The organism is Mesorhizobium sp. M0136 (assembly GCF_040322515.1).
Classification (GTDB): Bacteria; Pseudomonadota; Alphaproteobacteria; order Rhizobiales; family Rhizobiaceae; genus Mesorhizobium.
In genome coordinates this window covers 51,238-71,656 of the sequence record NZ_JAMYTP010000014.1, presented here as the reverse complement: position 1 = coordinate 71,656, position 20,419 = coordinate 51,238, and the positions used below count along the sequence as shown (strand labels likewise).

Genomic DNA, 20,419 nt, shown 5'->3' with positions numbered 1-20,419 from the left:
TCTTCGGCTTTCCAAGCGCGAGATGTCGCAATGAAGCTGGTAACTTACAATATCCACTACGGCGTCGGTCTCGACGGCCGGTACGATGTCGGCCGTATCGCCGATGCCGTGCGCGGCGCCGACGTGATCGCGCTGCAGGAGGTCTCCCGCGCCAACCCGAAGAATGGCGGCCGCGACATGGTGGCCGAACTCGGCGAGGCGCTGCCCGACTATTTTGCCGTTTACGGCAGCAATTTCGAAGCCGACGCTGGCTCGCGCTTGGAAAACGGCCGCGCCATCACGACCACCTTCCAGCTCGGCAACATGGTGCTGTCGAGGACGCCGATCCATCTGTCGCGCAATCTCCTTTTGCCGCGCAGCCGCAGTTTCGAAGCAATGAACTTCCAGCGCGGCGCGCTGGAGGCGCTGATCGAAACGCCGCTTGGTCCGATCCGCTTCTATTCCACCCATCTCGACCACCGCAGCCCGGTTGAACGCCTGAGCCAAATCCGCTTTCTGCGCGAACGCCTATTAAACTACCCGCTCGAGGGCGGCGGGCTCTCCGGCGTCGCCGAGATCGGCTTGCCGGACCTGCCTTGTCCTGAAGCCTTCGTCGTCATGGGCGACTTCAACATGCTCGCCGGATCGTCGGAGCACGTCGAACTCGCCGGCCAACCCGACCATGAATTCGGCATGCCGGTGACTGCCGACCTCGCCGTCGATGCCGCCGTGCGCCTCGGCGCTGCCGGCGCCGATCTCGTCACCTGGGTCGACCCCAAGCGGCCAGGCGATGCCAGCCGCTACAAGCGCATCGACTACATCTTCACCAGCGCCTCGCTTGCCAAATCGCTGAGGCGCCTGTGGGTCGACCGGCAAGTGGCTGGTTCGGATCACTTGCCGGTCTGGGTCGAGATGGCGTGATGTCAACGTTGGTCCGCAATCTTTCGCGCCGAGGTGTGTCGAGATTCAGGTCAGGCCGTGCCGAGAGTGGTGGCTTCCGAGAACCGGAGCGGAGCGTACTTAAAGTACGTGAGCACCGGAAGCGAAGGAAGCCGCCATTCGCAGGCTGGCATCACCTGAATATCGACATGCCTCAAAAATGCACCCAGTTCCTGAGACTGGTCCAGGTTTTTCGATCGAGGCGATAGCGCTCGACCGGCACCTGGCCGGCAACGATCGAATTCAGCATGCCCTGGCCGGCATACTGGAAGCCGCATTTGTGGATGACACGGCGCGAGGCCGGATTGATAACCCGCGTCGAGGCGTGCAGCACCTGGATCCTGGTTCTCTGGAAGGCAAGGTCGACCAGTGCGTGCGCTGCCTCCGTCGCGTAGCCGCGTTTCCAGTACGGCTCGCCGATCCAGTAGCCGAGCTCCAGCCCGCGATCCGTTATGTTGAGTCCGGCACAGCCGACGAAGGTCTCGGTGCCGGCCAGCGTCAACGCATAGGCGATTCCAGCCCGGCGCGATGCCGTCATAGCCAGGAAAGCGCGTGCCTCCGCCTCGCCATAGGGCTGCGGCATGCGAGCCAGCATTTCCGCGACACGGCGGTTGTCGGCGAGCGCCACCAATTGCTCGATGTCGCTTTCACGCGGGGCACGCATGACCAGCCGCTCGGTCGCGAGCACCGGGCAATCTATCGTGTAACTTTCGTCGTCTGAGTCTTCCGCTTCGGCAACCATGTCAGTCCTCCAGGCAAGAAAAAAGGGAGATGGAAACCCATCTCCCCTGATCCTTTTCCTGGCTTGGCCAGACACCGGTCCCGAGATGGGTGCCGGTGTTCTCGTGCGGAACCGGCTACTCCGCTGCCTTCGTCATCGGGTTCACCGATACGTAGGTTCGGCCATTGGCTTTTTTGTTGAAGGTGACTGCGCCAGCTTCGAGCGCAAACAGCGTGTGGTCCGTGCCAATGCCGACATTGGTGCCGGGATGCCACGTCGTGCCACGCTGACGAATGATGATGTTGCCCGGAATCACGGCTTCGCCGCCGAACTTCTTCACGCCGAGCCGCTTGGAATGGGAGTCGCGACCATTGCGCGACGATCCGCCAGCTTTCTTGTGTGCCATCTAACTACTCCGATGCGCCGTGAGACGCCTAAACGATCTTATGAACGCGTTCGCGTTCCGTTTCAAGTCCGATCCGGCGACGATTGCGCCGGGTCGTTCTACTTTTTCGCCAATTCCTTGGCCTGCTCGCGCCAGTCTTTGATCTGGTCGGCGCTGAACGGCATGTGCTCGTCGATCTTGGCGACATCCTTGTCGGACAGTTTGGCGATCTGTGCGAAGGTCGTGATACCCTGTTCGTTGAGCTGGCCGGCTGCAACCGGGCCGATGCCCTTGATCACGGTCAGATCGTCGGGTTCGCCCTTCGGTGCCTTGAACAGCGGAGCGGCGGTTTCGGTTGCCTTGGCCTCGGTCGTCTCAGCCTTGGCTTCCTTCTTCGGCGCAGCCTCTGCCTTGCCTTCGGCCTTCGGCGCGGCTTCAGCCTTCGCCTCGGTCTTGGCTGCAACCTCGGCCTTCGCTTCGGTCTTGGCCGTGGCCTTCTTCGACGGCTTGGCGCCATCCAGCAGGATCTCGGCGATCCTGACGGTGGTCAAAAGCTGGCGATGGCCGATCTTGCGGCGCGAATTCTGCCGGCGGCGCTTCTTGAAGGCGATGACGGTGCGGTTCTTGCCCTGTTCGACGACTTCGGCGGTGACCAAGGCGCCGTCGACGAATGGCGCACCGAACGTGACGTTCTCGCCCTCGCCATGCGCGAGCACCTGGCCGATCTCGACGATATCGCCGACATTGGCTTCGAGTTTTTCGATCTTCAGGAGATCGTTGGCGGCAACGCGATACTGCTTGCCGCCCGTTTTGATGACTGCGAACATTTTTTGCCTTTCGCTGTTCGGTCGGCCTTGATGAACCGCCTAAGGCGGTTCGGCCGTCTTTTTGTCAGTCTGCGGGTTCAAAAAACAAGCGGCGCGGAAGACCCCTCCACGCCGATTGCGCGCTGTCCCTAACCGAAGGTTCGGCTTGAGTCAAGGCAAGCGCCGCGGGCAAGCTGCAAACGGGTTGAGCCCAGTCCTTGCAAATATCGAGCAGCGGCTGCCGGAGGCTCGAAGGAAGCAGGGACAGAAGCTGCGTCGACGGGGCAGATTGGCCCTTGTAACCTGCCTGTCCAGCCGTTATCTAGTGCGCCGCGCCGGCAACGGCGGACCATGACCGCGGAGAGGTGGCAGAGTGGTCGAATGCACCGCACTCGAAATGCGGCATGGGTGCAAGCCCATCGGGGGTTCGAATCCCTCCCTCTCCGCCACTTCGGAATGGTACGACCCGAGCCATAGATAACTGCATCTCTCATCGCGCCGGTAATGGCTTAAGATCGCGGCCTATGCAGCCTTCCGCCGCAATTGGCTCACACTTAGCCACACCGCCGAAACCAGAAAGTAGAGGGCGCCTACTGCGGCATAGCCGGCCACGTTGCTGATGGATGGCGGCATCGGCATCCGCGCCTGCAGGATGAAAAACGTGCCTGCCAGCGCTGATTGCCCTCCGCTCAGGATCATCGCCCACTGTGCACCATAGCTCTTCCAACGGCGGACTGCAGTGCCGAGTTGAAGCAGGCCAGACAGGATCGCCCATACGCCGAACACCCCGAGCACCCAATTCATGCTCATCTCCAGCGCGAGAACGACCGCGAGCGTTGTCGCCATACTGACCACGACGTTGATGGTCTGCGTGCGATTCTGTCCCAATCCTCCGCTGCGCGATGCGTCGACAAAATTGGCCAGGGCATCCCATGCAGGATAAGCCACGAGTAACACGGCCGCGATCTCCCCGGAATTCTGTCCCACCGTAAAGGCAGCCGCCACCCAAGCAGCCGAGAACGCCGTCCGAGCGAAGTAATAGAGCTTGAGCCATTGTTCCTGGCTGGCACGGGAAAGATCGCTATTGTGAACCGTCATTGGATGTCCTTTCGACTAGTAGGTAGAGAGTCTTGACGAAGGTCGCGGAGCCGTTACGGCTATGGTTGGTTGAGATCTTAGTGTCGTATCTGGAGGGAACGCGGAGCGAGCCGCTCCAGGAGCGGGCCGGTTATGACGCCGAATATCGTCGGGTCGCCATAGGCCCGTGCCGAAAGCATCGCGCCGTGGACAGTCGCCATGAACGCTTCAGCCTCGGCACGAGGGGTACTCATCAGTTGAAATTGGCCGCGCCGCGCGCCGCGCTCCAGCACGGATGTAAGCCAAGCCGACAGGGAGCGGAAATGCGCCCGGACCTCGAGGCCGACTTCCTCGGGCAGAACGGGGAGCTCGCTTGCCAACAGCGCGCAGATACAAAACGGGGCGCTGGCGTCCGCAATGCAGGCTTCCCAATACCGGGCATAGATCCGCAACTGTTCGAGCGGATCGGATTCGTGAAGTTCGACATTTGCCAGCCCCGCTTCAGCTTCCTCCCGATACCGCGCAACCAGCGTTCGGACCAGATCGACCTTGCTTGGGAAATGGTGATGGATGCTCGCCTTACGGATCCCGACCACATCAGCGATGTCGGCATAACTGAAACCGTTGTAGCCGCCAGCGACGATCAGTGAACGTGCACAAGCCAGGATGTCGTCAGAGGTGGTAGACAAGTTGCTCATGCCTCTATCTACCTTCTAGTAGGAAGGCAGTCAAGCCTCCTTGCAAACGAGTGGCGTGAAATCGGGGTGGCTATGGCGTAGACGTCATTCGATCTTCATCGTTTCTCGGCCCCCATCAATTCAAAAGCCCAGGGTGTTTGTCGATCGAGGTAGCCGCCCCACTTCGCAGGCGGCGACACCCTTCGGCCGACCGGATCATCGCAATCGCCGGGCGGCACTAGGCGTTTGCACCGACTGCGCTATCTCCCCATCGTTAGCCTTGTTCTATTGCTGGTTGAAGACTGGGAGGTTTCCATGGATCGGCGACTATTTTTGACAGGAATGTTTGGCATTGCCGGGGCCGCGGCCCTTGCAAGCACAGTTCGGCCAATCAACGCAGTGGCCGGCGTTCCAACTGCCAGAAGCGGCATTCTCGATGAACTCGAGGCGCCGGATGTCGAGACCTTCGACGACGACGAAACTCAAGCCGAGTTGCAACCAGTCTATCATCGCCGGTGGCACCGGCCGCGTCGGCGCCGCCGGCGTGCTTGGAGAAGGGTCTGTCGCGTTTACTGGCGAAATGGCTATCGGCGCAGGCGGTGCTTCCGCAGGCGCGTGTGGGTCTGGTTTCGATTCTAGCAACTGGCCGGCTTGAACCCTGGCCATTGCGGTCGGGGTTCAAGCCTCGGCGACCGTTAGCGCCCTTGGAGAGTTTGTCTAAGGGCGCCCGAGGAGGCTGACGGTGTTTGCAGGTTTCAGAGCCACCAGCTTGCGACTGGACGATACGACCATTTTCGCAAGGGTTGGTGGCACCGGTCCGCCGCTGCTGCTTCTTCACGGTTTTCCAGAAACGCATCTGATGTGGAGGGATATCGCCGCAGCCTTGGCGCCCCACTTCACGGTGGTCGCCGCCGACCTTCGAGGCTATGGGCAAAGCGGATGCCCGGTTTCCTCTGCCGATCATAGCCCATACGCCAAGCGCGCCATGGCCGGCGACATGGTTCAGGCCATGAAACAGCTGGGGTTTGAGCGGTTCATGGTTGCCGGGCATGACCGTGGCGGGCGGGTTGCCTATCGCCTGGCGCTCGACCATCCCGACAAAGTGCTCAAAATCGCCGTCCTCGACATCATCCCCACCGCCGCAACATGGGATCGGGCGGATGCCAAACTGGCGCTCGGCTTCTGGCCCTGGAGCCTTCTTGCCCAGCCGGAGCCCCTGCCGGAGCGTCTGATAGGCGCGGCTCCCGATGCCGTCGTCGACGATGCAATAACGCAGTGGGGATCGTCGGCGAAAATGGTCTCCAAAGAGGTCAGGGACGCCTATGTTGATGCGCTTCGCGATCCCGCGCATATTCACGCCATCTGCGAAGAGTATCGCGCCGCTGCGACGATCGATCGTGAACACGACGCGCTGGACCAGGTAAACGGTCGTCGCATCGAGTGTCCGCTACTGGCGCTTTGGAGTGGCGAAGGCGCCCTGGAGAACTGGTATGCGCAAGAAGGCGGGCCGCTGGCCATTTGGAGGAAATGGGCCGACAGGGCGGAAGGACGCGCTGTCCAAGGCGGGCATTTTTTCCCAGAAGAGCACCCCGAAAAGATCGCAGCGGCACTCTCGGAATTCTTCGAGGATAAGCAGGACGGTCAGCACATAGTATTGTAGAGGTCACATGCTTCAGTTACGCCGAACCTCGGGAGTGCTTCGCGGCCTGAGATCGAGAACCCTCCGAAATTCGCTCGGCCGGCGTCAACGTGCTTGAAAAGAAAATGAAGGCGATCTCCACGGCCGCGCCTCTGATATGCAGCCTGATGTTTGTCGGAAGTTGCGCATCGCCTTTGCCTGCATCCTTCGATGCTGCGAAATACGACAAGATGAGTTGCGTCGAGCTCAACGTGGCGATGGGCGCTGTCGCCGACGAAATGTCGGCGACAGCCATCGCTCGCGGCAAAGTCGTCCACACCAACATTCCGGGCTGGCTGTTGGGAGGGCAGCGTGTCGCCTCTGCTGTTACTGCCCGCCAGAGTGCGAAGATCGAGCGCTTGCGGCAGCAGGAGGCTGCGATTGCGGCGGCGAGGCGAAGCAGGTGCTGATTACGTCACTGAAGTGGGTCTTCAGCCCGCCACACCAGATTGATGCGCAGCGATCGCGCCGAGGAATATCTCGCCGAAATCCTTGAGCTTGGCGGCGCCGACGCCGTTGACCGCGGCGAAGGCGTCCAGATCGCGCGGGCAGCGTTCGGCCATATCGATCAGTGTACGATCCGAAAAGATCACGAAGGCCGGCACCTGGCGTTCCCGGGCAAGACGCAGCCGTACAGCCTTGAGCGCGGCCAGCAGCACCGAATCCAGACCTTCCGTGCCTGCTGCGGTATCCTGTGCGGTCCGTATCTTGCCTCGCGATGACTGGCGCGCGTCCACGCGATACCGGAACGATGCCTCGCCCCGAGCCAGCGCACGGCCCTTCTCGGCAATGGCGACGCCGCCATGGCCGGTTGAGTCCAATGTCAGAAACCCTCCCGCGACGAGCTGGCGCACCAGCGACAGCCACACATTTTTCTTGTGCGCGACACCGGTGCCGAAGCTGGCAAGCCTGTGGTGGTTCCTGTCCAGGACCTTCTCGGTTTCGTGGCCGAGCAGAACATCGACGACATGGGCGGCGCCAAAGCGCTCGCCGGTCTGTGCGATCGCCGCCAGGATGATCCGCGCCTCCGCTTCGCCATCCGCATGCGGCCCCTGGTCGAGGCAGTTGTCGCAATTGCCGCAAGGCGAAGCACTCTCGCCGAAATAGCCAAGCAGGATCTGACGGCGGCACTGCGTCGTCTCGCAATAACCGATCAGCGTATCGAGTCGGCCATGCGCGCGCCTTTTGTGCTCAGCCGGCGCGTCCTCGTCTTCGATGAAAAGCCGGCGCATGCGGATATCGCCGAGACCGAAGAGCATATGTGCCTCGGCCGCCCGCCCATCGCGGCCCGCCCGCCCGATTTCCTGATAATAGGCCTCCAAGCTGCCCGGCAGGTCGGTGTGGAAGACATAGGCGACGTCCGGCTTGTCGATCCCCATGCCAAAGGCGATGGTCGCCACCATCACCACGCCGGACAAGGTCATGAAGGCGTTTTGATTCGCTTCACGCGCGTCCTTGCTCATTCCGGCATGATAGGCGAGCGCGCGTACGCCGTTCCGCTCGAGGAACGCCGCCATCTCTTCGGTCTTTTTGCGCGACAGGCAATAGACGATCCCGCTGCGGCCTGCATGGCGCTGCACGAAGTTTAGCAATTGGCGCTTGCTGTCCTGCTTGGGCTCAATGCCTAGCTTGATGTTCGGTCGGTCGAAGCCGAGCACCACCGTATCGACGCGCCCGTCGAACAGTTGCGCGGCAATGTCGGTGCGCGTCGTCTCGTCCGCCGTCGCCGTCAGCGCAATGATCGGCACTTTCGGGAAGATATCACGTAGTCTCGACAATTCTTCGTATTCGCGCCGGAACGCCGGTCCCCATTGCGAGATGCAATGTGCCTCGTCGATGGCGATCAGCCGGACATCGAGCTTGGTCAACGCCTCGAGCATTCGCACGGTCATCAACCGCTCCGGTGCAAGATAGAGCAGGCGCGTCTGGCCTGCGGCGACACGGCGCCATGCAGCGACATTGGCATCGCGGTCGAGCGAGGAATTGATCGTATCGGCCGCCACGCCGGCAAGCCGCAAGGCGGCGACCTGATCCTGCATCAGGGCCACCAGCGGCGAAACGACAATGGTGAGCCCGCCCAGCACCAGCGCCGGGACCTGGTAGCAGAGCGATTTGCCGGCGCCGGTCGGCATGACAGCCAGCACATGATGCCCGGCCAGCAACGCCTCCATCACGGCCGCTTGGCCGAGACGAAAATCATCGAAGCCGAATATATCCTTCAGGACGCGCCGCTTGGAATCCTCCACCGGACGCTCGCCGCTATCTGCATTAGGGAACTTTCGGGGATACGACCTGCCGAAATTCGCCGGCGAATTGCCAGGTGATTGCCTGGACAGCAGATTCGAACATTTATCGACACCTCTGGTCCTGCCGCGGCACCGCCCGAGGCGAACTTCTCTCTCATTGGCCGATATCAGGCCGTCGTTCCAGCCCCTATTCGCTTTGGCTGTGAATATCGCACCGCCTCGGAGCGGTTAATCCTATCTTCACCATCATTCGGCAGGTTCAGGTTCTGCGGTGATGTTTTGAGTACCGCGGCGCCACAAGCGCCCAGGCAACACGCCCGCGTCTCTCCGGAGGCGCGGGTTTTTTCGTTCTGAGAACCGGTTGCCCGATCTTCGGGCCCACAGCTCAGTCGAGGAAATCGGCGCGGTGCGGCGTAAAGCTGTCGACCAGTCGTCCCGCCTGCAGCGCCTTGACGCCATGGACAAGGTTGGAAGGAACGATGAAGCTGCTTCCGGCTCCCAGGATCTCGGTCCTGCCGTCGATGGTGACCTCGAAGCGCCCTTCAGCGACGTAGCTCGCCTGGACGTGCGGGTGCGAGTGCAGCGCGCCGACGCCACCCTTGTCGAAACCAAACTCGACCATCATCAGCTCGTCCGTGTGCAGGAGCACGCGCCTGCGGTTGCCATCCGGCGTCGGCGTCCATGCGCCCTCACCGGCATGCGAGAAGATTTTGGTTCCGGTCATCGCCAAACTCTCATCTTTGGTTGTTCATCGCGCCAGCCAGCCGCCGTCCACCGGCATCACCGCGCCATGCATATAGTTCGACGCCGGCGCCAGCAGGAAGACGGCTGCGTCGCCGATGTCTTCCGGCGCGCCCCAGCGCCCGGCCGGAATGCGCGCCAGGATCGACGCGCTGCGGTCGGGATCGGCGCGCAGCGCCTCGGTATTGTTGGTCTCGATATAGCCCGGCGCAATGCCGTTGACATTGATGCCCTTTGCCGCCCATTCGCAGGCAAGCAGCCGGGTGATGCCGAGCACGCCATGTTTGGAGGCGGTGTAGGAGGCAACGCGGATGCCGCCCTGGAAACTCAGCACCGAGGCGATGTTGACGATCTTGCCGCGCCGCCCCGGCTCGGCAAGGACACGCCTGGCAAAGCGCTGGCTGAGGAAGAACACCGTCTTGAGATTGACGCCGATGACGTCGTCCCAGTCGGCTTTGGTCAAGTCGACCGCATCGGCACGCCGGATGATGCCGGCATTGTTGACCAAGCCGTCGAGCGGCCCCGTATCATCCCAGACGCGGTCGAGCATCGCCTGGGCAGCGGCATCGTCGCCAAGGTCGCAGCGGACTGCCTCGAAGCGGCCGCCGGCCGCCGCAATCTTCTCCGCCGTCTCGTCCATCGCCGACCGGCCAACGCCGACCACCGCGCCACCGGCGCGCGCGATCGACACGGCGATGCCCTGGCCGATGCCGGTATTGGCGCCGGTAACGAGGATGCGCTTGCCGGCAAGGCTGAACGCAGAGAGATCGCTCACCTGAGCTCCTCCATCATTACCAAGTCAACGTCGGTATAGTCGACATTGTCGCCGGCCATCGCCCAGATGAAGGCGTAGTTCGAGGTGCCGGCGCCCGAATGGATCGACCATCCCGGCGACAGCACCGCCTCCTCGTTTCGCATGACGAGATGGCGCGTTTCGTCCGGCTCGCCCATGAAATGAAACACCCGCGCCGCCTCCGGCAGATCGAAATAGAGATAGGCTTCCATCCGCCGGTCATGCACATGGCATGGCATGGTGTTCCAGACCGAACCGGAGGCAAGCTGCGTCATGCCGACGACAAGCTGACAGGTCTTTACCCCATCGGCATGGATGAACTGGAAGATCGAGCGCTCGTTGGAGGTCGCCTGGCTGCCGAGATCGAGCCGCTTGGCATCGCCGATGCGGATCAGCCGGTTGGGATGGCCCTGATGCGCCGGCGCGCTGAGCAGGTAGAATTTAGCCGGCGCTGCCGGATTGGTCGCAGCGAACGATACCTCATCCGTGCCCATGCCGAGATAGAGCATGTCGCGCGCCTGCAGCTCGTAGGATTGACCGCCGGCTTTCACGATACCGGCACCGGCGATGTTGACGATGATCATCTCACGGCGGTCGAGAAAATTCTTGGTCCCGGTCGGTTTGATCGCCTGCAGCGGCAGCGGTGTACCGGCGGGCATGGCGCCGCCGACGATCATGCGGTCGTAGTGGGTGTAGGTCAGGCCGATGCGGCCGGGCCGGAACAAGTCCTCGATCAGGAAATTGTGTCGCAGCTCGTCCGTTCCCATGGCAGCGGCAGAAACAGGATCGATGGCGAAGCGGGAGGTGAAATCCGTATGATTGTCAGTGTGATTCATTGCTGTCCCATGGGGCTGCCTCAATTGCTTATTCAGTTCCCGCGGCCTTGACCGAGTCGGCATAAAAAACCTGGCGCGCGTGCAGGCGCTCGCGATAGCGCTGCTGGCTGGCACCCAGATGCGCGCGCATCGCCTCCCGGGCCGCCTCCGCATCGCCTGCCGAGATGGCCTTGAGGATCACCAGATGCTCACGTTGCAGGCCGCGCTGGTAGGCGTCCGATTGGGCGATCTCGGTCGACCATGGCGAGGTCACGTCGCAAGGAATGGCGCGCCGGCCGAGCACGTCGAGCATCTCGACATAGAACGGATTGTTGGTGGCGCTGGCGATTGCGCGGTGGAAAGCAAGGTCGGCCGGTCCCGTCGGCTCGCTGTTGAGGAGCAGCCGTTCGAATTCGAAGAAGGCTTCCTGGATCGCCGCTTCCTGCGCGGCGTTGCGGCGGATGGCAGCGAGCCCGGCGGATTCGATCTCGATCGCCAACCTGACTTCGAGCACGTTGAGGGCGATCGAATCCTTGCTGCCCATCTCCGCCGCAAGAGCACCGAATGCTGTCGAGATATGCTCGGTGACGAAGACCCCGGCGCCTTGGCGCGGCTCGACCAGGCCGTCCGCGGCAAGTTTGGCCAGCGCTTCGCGTATCACCGTGCGGCTGACCCCGAAAGTCTCGGTCAACTGGCCCTCGGTCGGCAGCTTCTGCCCTGGCTGGATCTCGCCCGCCTGCAGTTGCTTGCGGATCGCCGCAACGACGGTTTCCGAAAGTTTCGGTCTTCGTTCGACGCGGAGGCCGGCTGCGGTGTCCGAGGCCATGTCGCACCTCCTATTTGAAGACGCTCGGCAGCCACAGCGAAATGGCCGGAATGTAAGTGACGAGCGCCAGCACCACGAGGCCTGCGCCATAGAACGGCCAGATCGAGCGCATCGATTCCCAGACGGATATCTTGCCCACTGCGCACGCCACGAACTGCACCGCGCCCACCGGCGGCGTGTTCAGCCCGATGCCGAAATTGAGGATCATGATGACGCCGAAATGCACCGGATCGACGCCGTAGGCCTGCGCCACGGGCAGGAAGATCGGCGTGCAAATGATGATGGTCGGCCCCATGTCCATGAAGGTGCCGAGGAACAGCATCAGGAGGTTGAGCAGGAGAAGCACGACCAGCGGATCGTCCGAGATCGCGTTCATGGAGGCGATGAGCGCTGCCGGCACTTTCAGGAAGGCCATCAACCAGGAGAACGCCGCCGCCATGCCGATGATGAGCAGCACCATGGCCGTGGTGCGCACGGCGCCGTAGGTGGCATGAACGAAACCTTCCCAGGTCATCTGCCGGTAAACGAAGACGGTTACGAACAACGCATAGATGACGGCGATACAGGAACTCTCGGTAGCCGTGAACACGCCCGATCGTACGCCGCCGAAGATGATCGCGATCAGCAGCAGGCCGGGCACCGCGACGGCGAAGAGATGCGCAACGGCGGTGAAGCCCGGAAACGGCTCGGTCGGGTAGCCGCGGGAGCGCGCCACGAAATAGGCGGTGATCATCAGTGACAGGGCCAGTAGCAGGCCTGGGATGATGCCGGCCGTGAACAGATCGGCGATGGAGATCTTTCCGCCTGCCGAGATCGAATAGATGATCATGTTGTGCGACGGCGGCAGCAGCAGCGCGATCAGCGCCGCCATCGACGTGACGTTGACGGCGTAGTCCGCTCCATAGCCGCGCGCCTTCATCTGCGGGATCATCAGGCCGCCTACCGCCGCTGCCTCCGCCACCGCGGAGCCCGAAATGCCGCCGAACAGTGTGGCGGTGGCGATGTTGACCTGCCCGAGGCCGCCGCGCAAATGACCGACGAGCGAGCCGGCGAAGGCAACGATCTTGCTGGCGATGCCGCCGCGCACCATCAAGTCGCCGGCGTAGATGAAAAACGGAATGGCCAGCAGCGAAAAGACGCTCATGCCGGAATTCAGTCGCTGGAATACGATGAGCGGCGGCAGACCCATATAGAGGACGGTGGCAAGGCTTGCGACGCCGAGGCAGAAAGCGATCGGCGTGCCGATAAGCATCAGCAGGGTGAAGACGCCGAACAGAATCCACAGTTCCATGGCGTCAGACCTTCACGTTCGCGGTGTCGAGTTCGGCCGCGACTTCGGCCGGCGGCAGTTCATCGAGGGTATCGTCGATCGGTGCGCCGGAGAGGCGAAGCACGATGCGCTCCAGCGTGAAGAGCACGATGAGCGCTCCTCCCGCGACAAGCGGGACGTAATCCCAGCCCCCCGATATGCCGAGTGACGGCAAGGTAGAGCCCCAGGTCAATGCGACCAGCTGGCTGCCATACCAGATCATGCCGATGCCGAAGGCGAGCGCGACGAGGTCCGAAATCATCCGCAGCCAACGCTTGCCGCCTTTCGGCAGCACGTAGAGCAGGACGTCGAAGCCAAGATGGTAGTTCTCGCGCACACCGACGGCGGCGCCGAGGAAAATGAACCAGCTCATCAGCATCACCGAGCCCGGCTCGGTCCAGCTCGGCGAGCGGTTCAGAACATAGCGGCCGAACACCTGCCATGCGACGAAGGCGGTCATCAGCACCAGCCCGATGCCGGCGATCGACAGCGCCGCCGTGCTGACGCGCGACATCACTTGCGCGACGCCGGACAGAAGCGGTCTTGGTTTTGGGCTGGAAGTCACCGGTTTTCTCCGCAAGAGGATGGCGGCGCGGAATGTCCGCGCCGCCGCTTGATCACTGCACGGCCCTGATGGCTTCGACCATGGCCTTCAGCTTGTCGTCCTTGACGTGCTTCTCGTAGACCGGCCCCATCGCGTCGATGAAGGGCTGCTTGTCCGGCGTCGTGATCTGCGAACCTGCTGCCTCGACCTTGGCGCGCGATTCCTTGACCTTGGCGGTCCACAGCTCGCGCTGCTTGGCGACGCTTTGTTTGGCGGCCGCCTTGAAGATCGCCTGGTCTTCCGGCGCCAGCTTGTCCCAGCTCGACTTCGCCATGACGAAGGCTTCCGGCACCATCGTGTGCTCGTCGAGCGAATAATACTTGGCGACTTCCGCGTGCTTGGCAGTGTCGTAGCTCGGAAAATTATTCTCCGCGCCGTCGATGACCCCGGTCTCGATCGCCGAATATACTTCGCCATAAGGCATCGGTGTCGCGTTGGCGCCGAGTGCCGCCACCATGTCGACGAAGATGTCGGACTGGATGACGCGGAACTTCATGCCGGCCATATCGGCTACAGTGTTGATCGGCTTCTTCGAATTGTAGAAGGAGCGCGCACCGCCGTCATAAAAGGCGAGCAGCACCAGCCCGACCTGATCGAACGCCGCCGCGATCTGGTCGCCGATCGCCCCGTCCATGACTTTGTGCATATGCTCTTCCGAATGGAAGATGTAGGGCAGCGAGGGCACGGTGGTCTCGGGGATGAGCCCGTTGAACGGCGCCATCGAAACACGGTTGAGATCGATCACGCCGGTGCGCACCTGCTCGATCGTGTCCTTTTCCTCGCCAAGTTGCGCGGAAGGATAGATCTCGACCACATAACGGCCGGCGGTGCGCTCCTTCACCAGCTCGCCGAAATATTTGACCGCCTCGACCGTCGGATAGCCATCCGGGTGGGTGTCGGACGAGCGCAGGACCGTCTGGGCGCTTGCCGATCCGGCCAGCAGTGCGGCGGCTACTAGCGTAGCTCCCGCCAGTCTAGAAAAATGCAGCATTGGTTTCCTCCCGTTTTTGAAACGATGGCGGCAAGCGCCGTTAGAGCCGGTACGCCTTTTTCGCGAGCGTATAGGCAAGTTCCTGCGCCAGCTCGTGCGCCTCGTCTTCGCCGAGCCGATGCTCGGTGACGAGACGCGCCAGAAAAGCGCAATCGACCCGGCGCGCCACATCATGGCGAGCCGGTATGGATGGAAAGGCGCGGGTGTCGTCGTTGAAACCGACGGTGTTGTAGAAACCGGCGGTTTCGGAGGTCATCTCACGGAACCTGCGTATGCCTTCGGGGCTGTCGTGGAACCACCAAGCCGGCCCGAGCTTCAATGCCGGGTAGACGCCGGCGAGCGGCGCCAGCTCGCGCGCATAGCTGGTCTCGTCGAGGGTGAAGAGGATGACGGTGAGGTCGCGCTCCAGCCCGACGCAGTCGAGCAGCGGCTTCAGCGCCGTCACATAATCGGTTCGGGTCGGGATGTCGAAGCCTTTGTCCCTGCCGAACTTCTGAAAGATAGAAGGCGAATGATTGCGCCATGAGCCGGGATGGATCTGCAGGACCAGCCCGTCGTCGCGGCTCATCTTGGCCATCTCGGTCAGCATCTGGGCGCGAAACAATTTTCGCTCGCGCTCGTCGTCCGAGCCCCGGCGGATACGGTTGAACAGCTCCGCGGCGGCGGCATCCGAAAGATTGGCGGTGTCGGCCGTCGGATGGCCGTGATCGGAGGACGTCGCACCGAAACTCTTGAAGAGGGCGCGCCGCTGGCGATGCGCATCGAGATAGCCGGCCCAATTGCCGGTGTCGCAGCCGGTGATGTCGCCAAGCCGGTCGAGATTGGCTGAAAAACCTTCGAAATCGGGATCGACGACCGCATCCGGCCGATAGGCGGTAACGACGCGGCCCTCCCAGCCACTGTCGCGGATCATCTGGTGCCATCTGAGATCGTCGAGCGCACCTTCGGTCGTCGCGATGACCTCGATGTTGAAGCGCTCGAACAGCGCCCGAGGGCGATAGTCTTCACGCTGCAGCAGCGTCGCGATCGTGTCGTAGTGGCGGTCGGCTGTCTTGGCATTCAGCGGCTCGTCGATGCCGAACAGATGGGCGAGCACATGGTCGAACCACAGCCGGGTCGGCGTACCCCGAAACAGGTAATAATGCTTGGCGAAGCGCCGCCAGATCGTTCTGCCGTCGGTCTCCACCGGCGAGCCGTCAAGCGTCGGCACCCCAAGCTCCTCAAGCCGAACGCCCTGGCTGAACAGCATGCGGAAAATGTAGTGGTCCGGCACGATCAGCAATTGCGCCGGATCGGGAAACGCCTCGTTGAGCGCATACCAGCGCGGATCGGTGTGGCCGTGCGGGCTGACGATCGGCAGATCCTTGACCGCGGCGTAGAGATCGCGGGCCAGCGAAAGCGGGCGCGCCTCGGCGGCAAACAGCAAGTCCGGATCCGTCAATGCGGCCACGTAAATCCTCCCAACCCGGACATCGGTAGGGTTGGAAAGAAATAATGTCAACATACAAAAAACTGGGTTGTTGTATGATGACTTTTCGTCGGCCATTGCCCATTGTGCGTGACGGCATCGGGTGTTACGCCGCCTGCCAGCAGGGACCCAACAATCTCGATCAGACACGTGGGCGCAATGACCAATAGACGCCTTTCCAACAGTACGCTGAAGGCACTGCCGGCTTCGGTCGCGGTTCCACGCTACGCCCGCGGCGGCGTCGCACCGGGCATCGTCCATCTCGGCGTCGGTGCGTTCCATCGCGCCCATCAGGCGGCCTATGTCGACGACTGCCAGGCGGCGGGAGAGGCGGACTGGGGCATTGTCGGCGTGTCCTTGCGCAGTCCAGACACGCGCGACGCACTGATGCAGCAGGATGGCCTCTACACGCTGGCGATCAGGAGCAGCATCGGCGAAGAGCTGCGCGTCATCGGTTCGATCCTGTCGCTGCTGGTGGCGCCGGAAGATCCGGCTGCGGTGCTCGCCGCTCTGACAGATCAGCGCACCCGCATCGTCACGCTCACGATCACCGAAAAGGCTTATCTGAGAGCAGCCGGCGGCGGTCTGGACAGCACCCATCCGGACATCGTCCATGATTTGGCTAACCCGCAAATGCCACGGACGGCGCACGGTTTTCTCACCGAAGCGCTGTCGCGCCGCCGTTTCGCCGGCATCAAGCCTTTCACCGTGCTCTGCTGCGACAACCTTCCGGCCAATGGCGCTACGCTGCACCGCCTGCTGGTCGAATTCGCAGCACTGCGCGATCCCGGCCTTGCCGGGCACATCGCCGACGGCGTCGCCTTCCCGTCGAGCATGGTCGACCGCATCGTGCCGGCGACCACCGATACCGACCGGGCGCGTATCGCCGTCGAGCTCGGCATCGAGGATGCCTGGCCGGTGATGACCGAGCCGTTCTGCCAGTGGGTGGTCGAGGATGATTTCCCGGCAGGCAGGCCGGTCTGGGAAAAGTTCGGCGTCACCATGGTCGGCGACGTCGGGCCCTTCGAGGACATGAAGCTGCGGCTGCTCAACGGTTCGCATTCGGCAATCGCCTATCTCGGCCTGCTCAGCGGCTACGACACGGTCGACCGCGCCTTTGCCAATCAGGCGATCCGGCAATTCGTCGACGGACTATGGGCCGAGGCCATCCCGACACTGCCGCAGGACGCCGGGCTCGATACGGCCGGCTACACGGCCCAGCTCGCCGAACGCTATTCGAACACCGCGCTCGCCCATCGCACGGCGCAGATCGCCAATGACGGCAGCCAGAAGCTGCCGCAGCGCATAGTCGCCTCGGCCCTCGATCGACTGAGCGCCGGTGACCCGCCCGCGCATCTCATGTTGGTGGTGGCGGCCTGGATCGCCGCTTGCGAGGCGCGCGGCAAAACCTTGCCGGAAGCCCATTTTACCGACCCGATCGACACTCCGCTCACGGCGCTCGGCAGCCGGCCGGCTGATGAAACGGTGACAGCGATATTCGATCTCGCCGGCTTCGCCAAAGACCATTCCCACCGCATGACACTGATCGATCTGACGGCAGCCCATCTCGAGCGCCTGCGGCGGGGCGGACCTGCCGCTGCCTTCGTGGCGCTTGGCATAGGGAGTGAGAAGCCATGAGACAAACCTGGCGCTGGTTCGGGCCAGACGATCCGGTGACGCTTGCCCATGTCCGTCAAGCCGGCGCCGTCGGCATCGTCAGCGCGCTGCATCACCTCAATGACGGCCGCGCCTGGCCGGCGGACGAGATCGCCAGGCGCAAGGCCGACATCGAGGCAGCGGGCCTGACCTGGGATGTGGTCGAAAGCATTGTCGTCCATGAGGACATCAAGACCCGCAGCGGCAACTGGCGCACCCTGATCGACAATTACAAGGCGTCGGTCCGCTCCGTCGCCGCCGCCGGGATCAATACCGTCTGCTATAATTTCATGGCGATCACCGACTGGACGCGCACAGACCTCGATTATCCCATGCCGCATGGCGGCACGGCGCTGCGCTTCGATGTCGTCGAGCTCTGCGCCTATGACGTCTTCATCCTTGAGCGAGAAGGGGCGGAGGCCGATCACCCGCCGGCCCGCGTCGAGGCCGCGCGTGTGCGACTGCAAGGAATGAGCGACAGCGACAAGGCAAGGCTGGAGCGCAACCTGATCGGCTGGGTCCCGGCGCGCGAATTCATCTTCGATCGGACAAGCTTCCGCCGCGCCCTCGACCTCTACAAGGACGTCTCCACCGAAGGCCTGCGCGAAAACCTGTTTGCCTTCCTGCGCGAGATCGTGCCGGTGGCCGAAGAGGCCGGCGTAAGGATGGCGATCCATCCCGACGATCCACCTTTTTCGCTGTTCGGCCTGCCGCGCATCGTTTCCAACGCCAATGATGCCCGCGCGCTGCTCGACGCCGTCGCTTCGCCGGCCAACGGGCTGACACTGTGCACCGGCTCCTATGGCGCGGGCGCGCAGAACGATCTGTCGGCAATGGCCAGGGCTTTCGCCGAAAACATCCATTTCGCCCATCTGCGCAATGTCACCAAGGAGCCCGACGGCTCCTTCCACGAAGCCGAGCACCTCGACGGCGACACCGATATGGTGGCCGTCGTGTCGGCGCTGATTGGCGAAGAGCGGCGGCGCAAGGCGGCAGGCAGGGCGGATTGGCAGGTCCCGATGCGTCCCGATCATGGTCACGCCATAGTCGACGACATCGGCAAGAAGGTGAACCCCGGCTATTCCTGCATCGGCCGCCTGAAGGGCCTCGCCGAACTGCGCGGCGTCATGCGTGCTGTGGAGTCGCTGACAGTTTGAGCTATTTGCCTGAAGGATCCAATATTTGTCGGGAAGAATAGTCGACGCCCTTGGAATTCCAGAACAGCCGCACGGCCTTGCCGACCAGATTTTCATAGGGGACAAAACCCACCAGGAAGCGGCTATCGTTGGAGTTGTCGCGATTGTCCCCCAATGTGAAATACTCTGCCGTAGGCACCACAAACTCGCGTGTGTCGTCGCCGATCGAGTTGCCTAAGTCGATTACCGAATAAGAAATGCCCTCCGCCAGTGTCTCCCGCTGGAGCTTGGCCGACTGTACTTCGCCGGAGGAATAGTCACCGACATCCTCTAGCTTCACTGGCACGCCATTGATGTGGAGCACCCCGCCGACCATCTGAATCCTATCGCCGGGCAAGCCGATGACTCTCTTGACGTAGTCTATGTCCGGTTCAGATGGCAGCCTGAACACCATAATATCTCCTCGCCTTGGCTCGGCGCCGAATATCCGGCCGTCAACAGGCAGCAGTCCAAACGGGACGCTATAGCGGCTGTAGCCGTAGGCGAATTTGGAAACGAAGAAATGATCCCCGTCCGCCAGCGTTGGAACCATGCTGCTGGACGGCATGGAGAACGGCTGGAATAGGAACGCGCGTATTGCGAATGCAGCCGGATACGAGGTCAGAAAGACGAGCACCAGCACCGAAAGCCCGTGCGCGTACCATCTGTCCGGCTTGAACCGGTGTGCGAAGGGAACAACGATCGCTGCCCACAGGGCCATCAAACCGATCCCTGAAAAATTGGCCCACCAACCAAGATTGACGCCAGGCAATACCGGAAAGCCGATGTAAATAAGCGCGAAAACGACGACGCTGATCACCACCAGGCTGACGACGGCCAGTTTGCCGCTGCCGATCCACAGAAAGCCGCCGAACGGACCGCCAAAGGCTGACACCAAGGCCGTCGACCACAGGGATCGCGAAGCTGTCTCCCGTTGCGCTGTTTCTTCCGTCACGGCCACCCCTCAATGCCCAGGCAGCCAGACTGTCCACCAAACAAAAAAGCGGGGCAACCCCGCTTTTTCAGTCGGTCATTTGAGCGAACCTCAAGCCGGCAGGATGGCGCCTTCGAGCGTGGTGAGTTGGCTAAGGAACTGCTCGGCCTTGCTGCGGGTCTGATCGTCCTTGGCGTCGGCGGCGTCTTCCCTGGCCTCTTGGATGCGGCGGGCAAGGTCGGCGCGGTCGATGTCGCCGACGGCCACAGCCGATTCCGCCAGCAGCGTGCAGCCGGCCGGAACGATGTCGGCAAAGCCGCCGAACACCACATAGCGCTCTTCCTTGCCTTGCGCGGTCTTCAGCGTAACGACGCCCGGCTTGATTGTGGTCATGACCGGGGCGTGATGCGCCATGACAGTCATCTCGCCTTCGGCGCCCGGGATGACGACGGATTCGACTTGCTCGGAAACCAAGAGGCGCTCCGGCGAGACCAGTTCGAATTTGAAAGCTTCAGGCATGATCAATTTAGCGAGTAGGGAATAGGAAACTAGGCAGTAGCAACTGGCCCTAACCGGCCCACATCACGCAACTGCTATTT

Annotated in this window: 21 protein-coding genes and 1 tRNA gene; 6 read left to right on the top strand and 16 right to left on the bottom strand. The window is 62.4% G+C overall.

Translation table 11 applies throughout. The features are described 5' to 3' along the window. Positions 1–30: 30 nt before the first annotated feature. Entirely contained in the window at positions 31–900 is an 870-nt protein-coding gene (locus NKJ35_RS18170) for an endonuclease/exonuclease/phosphatase family protein (protein WP_352648953.1), read from the top strand. 172 nt (positions 901–1,072) lie between these two features. Here the strand turns inward: NKJ35_RS18170 and NKJ35_RS18165 are convergent, their stop codons facing one another. From NKJ35_RS18165 to NKJ35_RS18155, 3 genes are all read right to left on the bottom strand, one after another. After that, positions 1,073–1,660, bottom strand: coding sequence for a GNAT family N-acetyltransferase (locus NKJ35_RS18165; protein ID WP_352648951.1), 588 nt, complete (start codon positions 1,658–1,660; stop codon positions 1,073–1,075). Between the two features lie 115 nt (positions 1,661–1,775). Further along, a complete protein-coding gene (rpmA, locus tag NKJ35_RS18160; RefSeq protein ID WP_023678077.1) occupies positions 1,776–2,045 on the bottom strand; it encodes a 50S ribosomal protein L27 in 270 nt (89 codons plus the stop codon). A 98-nt stretch (positions 2,046–2,143) separates the two neighbouring features. After that, positions 2,144–2,851, bottom strand: coding sequence for a 50S ribosomal protein L21 (locus NKJ35_RS18155; RefSeq protein WP_352648949.1), 708 nt, complete (start codon positions 2,849–2,851; stop codon positions 2,144–2,146). A gap of 338 nt (positions 2,852–3,189) precedes the next feature. Here NKJ35_RS18155 and NKJ35_RS18150 point away from each other — a divergent pair. Beyond that, positions 3,190–3,279: transfer RNA gene (locus NKJ35_RS18150), tRNA-Ser, on the top strand. A 73-nt stretch (positions 3,280–3,352) separates the two neighbouring features. Here the strand turns inward: NKJ35_RS18150 and NKJ35_RS18145 are convergent. Both NKJ35_RS18145 and NKJ35_RS18140 read right to left on the bottom strand, forming a co-directional pair. Beyond that, positions 3,353–3,928, bottom strand: a complete 576-nt coding sequence (locus NKJ35_RS18145) for a DUF308 domain-containing protein (protein WP_352648947.1) — start codon at positions 3,926–3,928, stop codon at positions 3,353–3,355. 77 nt (positions 3,929–4,005) lie between these two features. Continuing rightward, on the bottom strand, positions 4,006–4,605 hold the full coding sequence (locus tag NKJ35_RS18140) for a TetR/AcrR family transcriptional regulator (RefSeq protein ID WP_352648945.1): 600 nt from the start codon (positions 4,603–4,605) through the stop codon (positions 4,006–4,008). Between the two features lie 721 nt (positions 4,606–5,326). On the opposite strand from NKJ35_RS18140, the gene NKJ35_RS18135 reads away from it, so the two are divergent. Both NKJ35_RS18135 and NKJ35_RS18130 read left to right on the top strand, forming a co-directional pair. Beyond that, positions 5,327–6,244 (top strand): alpha/beta fold hydrolase, encoded by a 918-nt coding sequence (locus NKJ35_RS18135; protein WP_352648943.1) that lies wholly within the window; start codon positions 5,327–5,329, stop codon positions 6,242–6,244. Positions 6,245–6,417: 173 nt separating this feature from the next. Continuing rightward, positions 6,418–6,672 carry a hypothetical protein gene (locus NKJ35_RS18130; protein WP_352479592.1) on the top strand — a complete coding sequence of 85 codons (255 nt, stop codon included), beginning with the start codon at positions 6,418–6,420 and terminating at the stop codon, positions 6,670–6,672. A gap of 21 nt (positions 6,673–6,693) precedes the next feature. Here the strand turns inward: NKJ35_RS18130 and recQ are convergent, their stop codons facing one another. The 9 genes from recQ to uxaC all read right to left on the bottom strand — a co-directional run bounded on the left by recQ (position 6,694) and on the right by uxaC (position 16,037). Then, positions 6,694–8,508 (bottom strand): DNA helicase RecQ, encoded by a 1,815-nt coding sequence (recQ, locus tag NKJ35_RS18125; protein ID WP_352648941.1) that lies wholly within the window; start codon positions 8,506–8,508, stop codon positions 6,694–6,696. Between the two features lie 385 nt (positions 8,509–8,893). Further along, complete coding sequence (locus NKJ35_RS18120; RefSeq protein ID WP_352479590.1) at positions 8,894–9,232, bottom strand: cupin domain-containing protein; 339 nt, start codon at positions 9,230–9,232, stop codon at positions 8,894–8,896. Positions 9,233–9,256: 24 nt separating this feature from the next. Continuing rightward, entirely contained in the window at positions 9,257–10,024 is a 768-nt protein-coding gene (gene kduD, locus NKJ35_RS18115; RefSeq protein WP_352648938.1) for a 2-dehydro-3-deoxy-D-gluconate 5-dehydrogenase KduD, read from the bottom strand. Then, positions 10,021–10,878, bottom strand: coding sequence for a 5-dehydro-4-deoxy-D-glucuronate isomerase (gene kduI / locus NKJ35_RS18110; RefSeq protein WP_352504894.1), 858 nt, complete (start codon positions 10,876–10,878; stop codon positions 10,021–10,023). Before kduI ends, kduD begins: the two co-directional genes overlap by 4 nt. A 28-nt stretch (positions 10,879–10,906) precedes the next feature. Next, positions 10,907–11,683, bottom strand: coding sequence for a FadR/GntR family transcriptional regulator (locus NKJ35_RS18105; protein ID WP_254820462.1), 777 nt, complete (start codon positions 11,681–11,683; stop codon positions 10,907–10,909). Between the two features lie 10 nt (positions 11,684–11,693). Next, a complete protein-coding gene (locus NKJ35_RS18100; protein ID WP_352648936.1) occupies positions 11,694–12,974 on the bottom strand; it encodes a TRAP transporter large permease in 1,281 nt (426 codons plus the stop codon). Between the two features lie 4 nt (positions 12,975–12,978). Then, positions 12,979–13,506, bottom strand: a complete 528-nt coding sequence (locus NKJ35_RS18095; RefSeq protein ID WP_352505148.1) for a TRAP transporter small permease — start codon at positions 13,504–13,506, stop codon at positions 12,979–12,981. A gap of 103 nt (positions 13,507–13,609) precedes the next feature. Further along, entirely contained in the window at positions 13,610–14,587 is a 978-nt protein-coding gene (locus NKJ35_RS18090) for a TRAP transporter substrate-binding protein (RefSeq protein WP_352648934.1), read from the bottom strand. A gap of 40 nt (positions 14,588–14,627) precedes the next feature. After that, positions 14,628–16,037 (bottom strand): glucuronate isomerase, encoded by a 1,410-nt coding sequence (uxaC, locus tag NKJ35_RS18085; protein WP_352648933.1) that lies wholly within the window; start codon positions 16,035–16,037, stop codon positions 14,628–14,630. A gap of 177 nt (positions 16,038–16,214) precedes the next feature. Between uxaC and NKJ35_RS18080 the strand changes: the two genes are divergently transcribed. After that, the gene (locus tag NKJ35_RS18080; RefSeq protein ID WP_352648932.1) at positions 16,215–17,693 is read left to right on the top strand and encodes a mannitol dehydrogenase family protein; all 1,479 of its coding nucleotides are present in this window, start codon (positions 16,215–16,217) and stop codon (positions 17,691–17,693) included. Continuing rightward, positions 17,690–18,868: a mannonate dehydratase gene (uxuA, locus tag NKJ35_RS18075; RefSeq protein ID WP_352648930.1), complete on the top strand. Its 1,179-nt coding sequence runs from the start codon at positions 17,690–17,692 to the stop codon at positions 18,866–18,868. Before NKJ35_RS18080 ends, uxuA begins: the two co-directional genes overlap by 4 nt. A gap of 1 nt (position 18,869) precedes the next feature. Here uxuA and lepB read toward each other — a convergent pair whose 3' ends face one another. Beyond that, positions 18,870–19,841, bottom strand: a complete 972-nt coding sequence (lepB, locus tag NKJ35_RS18070) for a signal peptidase I (RefSeq protein WP_502904650.1) — start codon at positions 19,839–19,841, stop codon at positions 18,870–18,872. Positions 19,842–19,931: 90 nt separating this feature from the next. Then, entirely contained in the window at positions 19,932–20,339 is a 408-nt protein-coding gene (locus tag NKJ35_RS18065) for a F0F1 ATP synthase subunit epsilon (protein ID WP_352648928.1), read from the bottom strand. Positions 20,340–20,419: the final 80 nt, after the last annotated feature.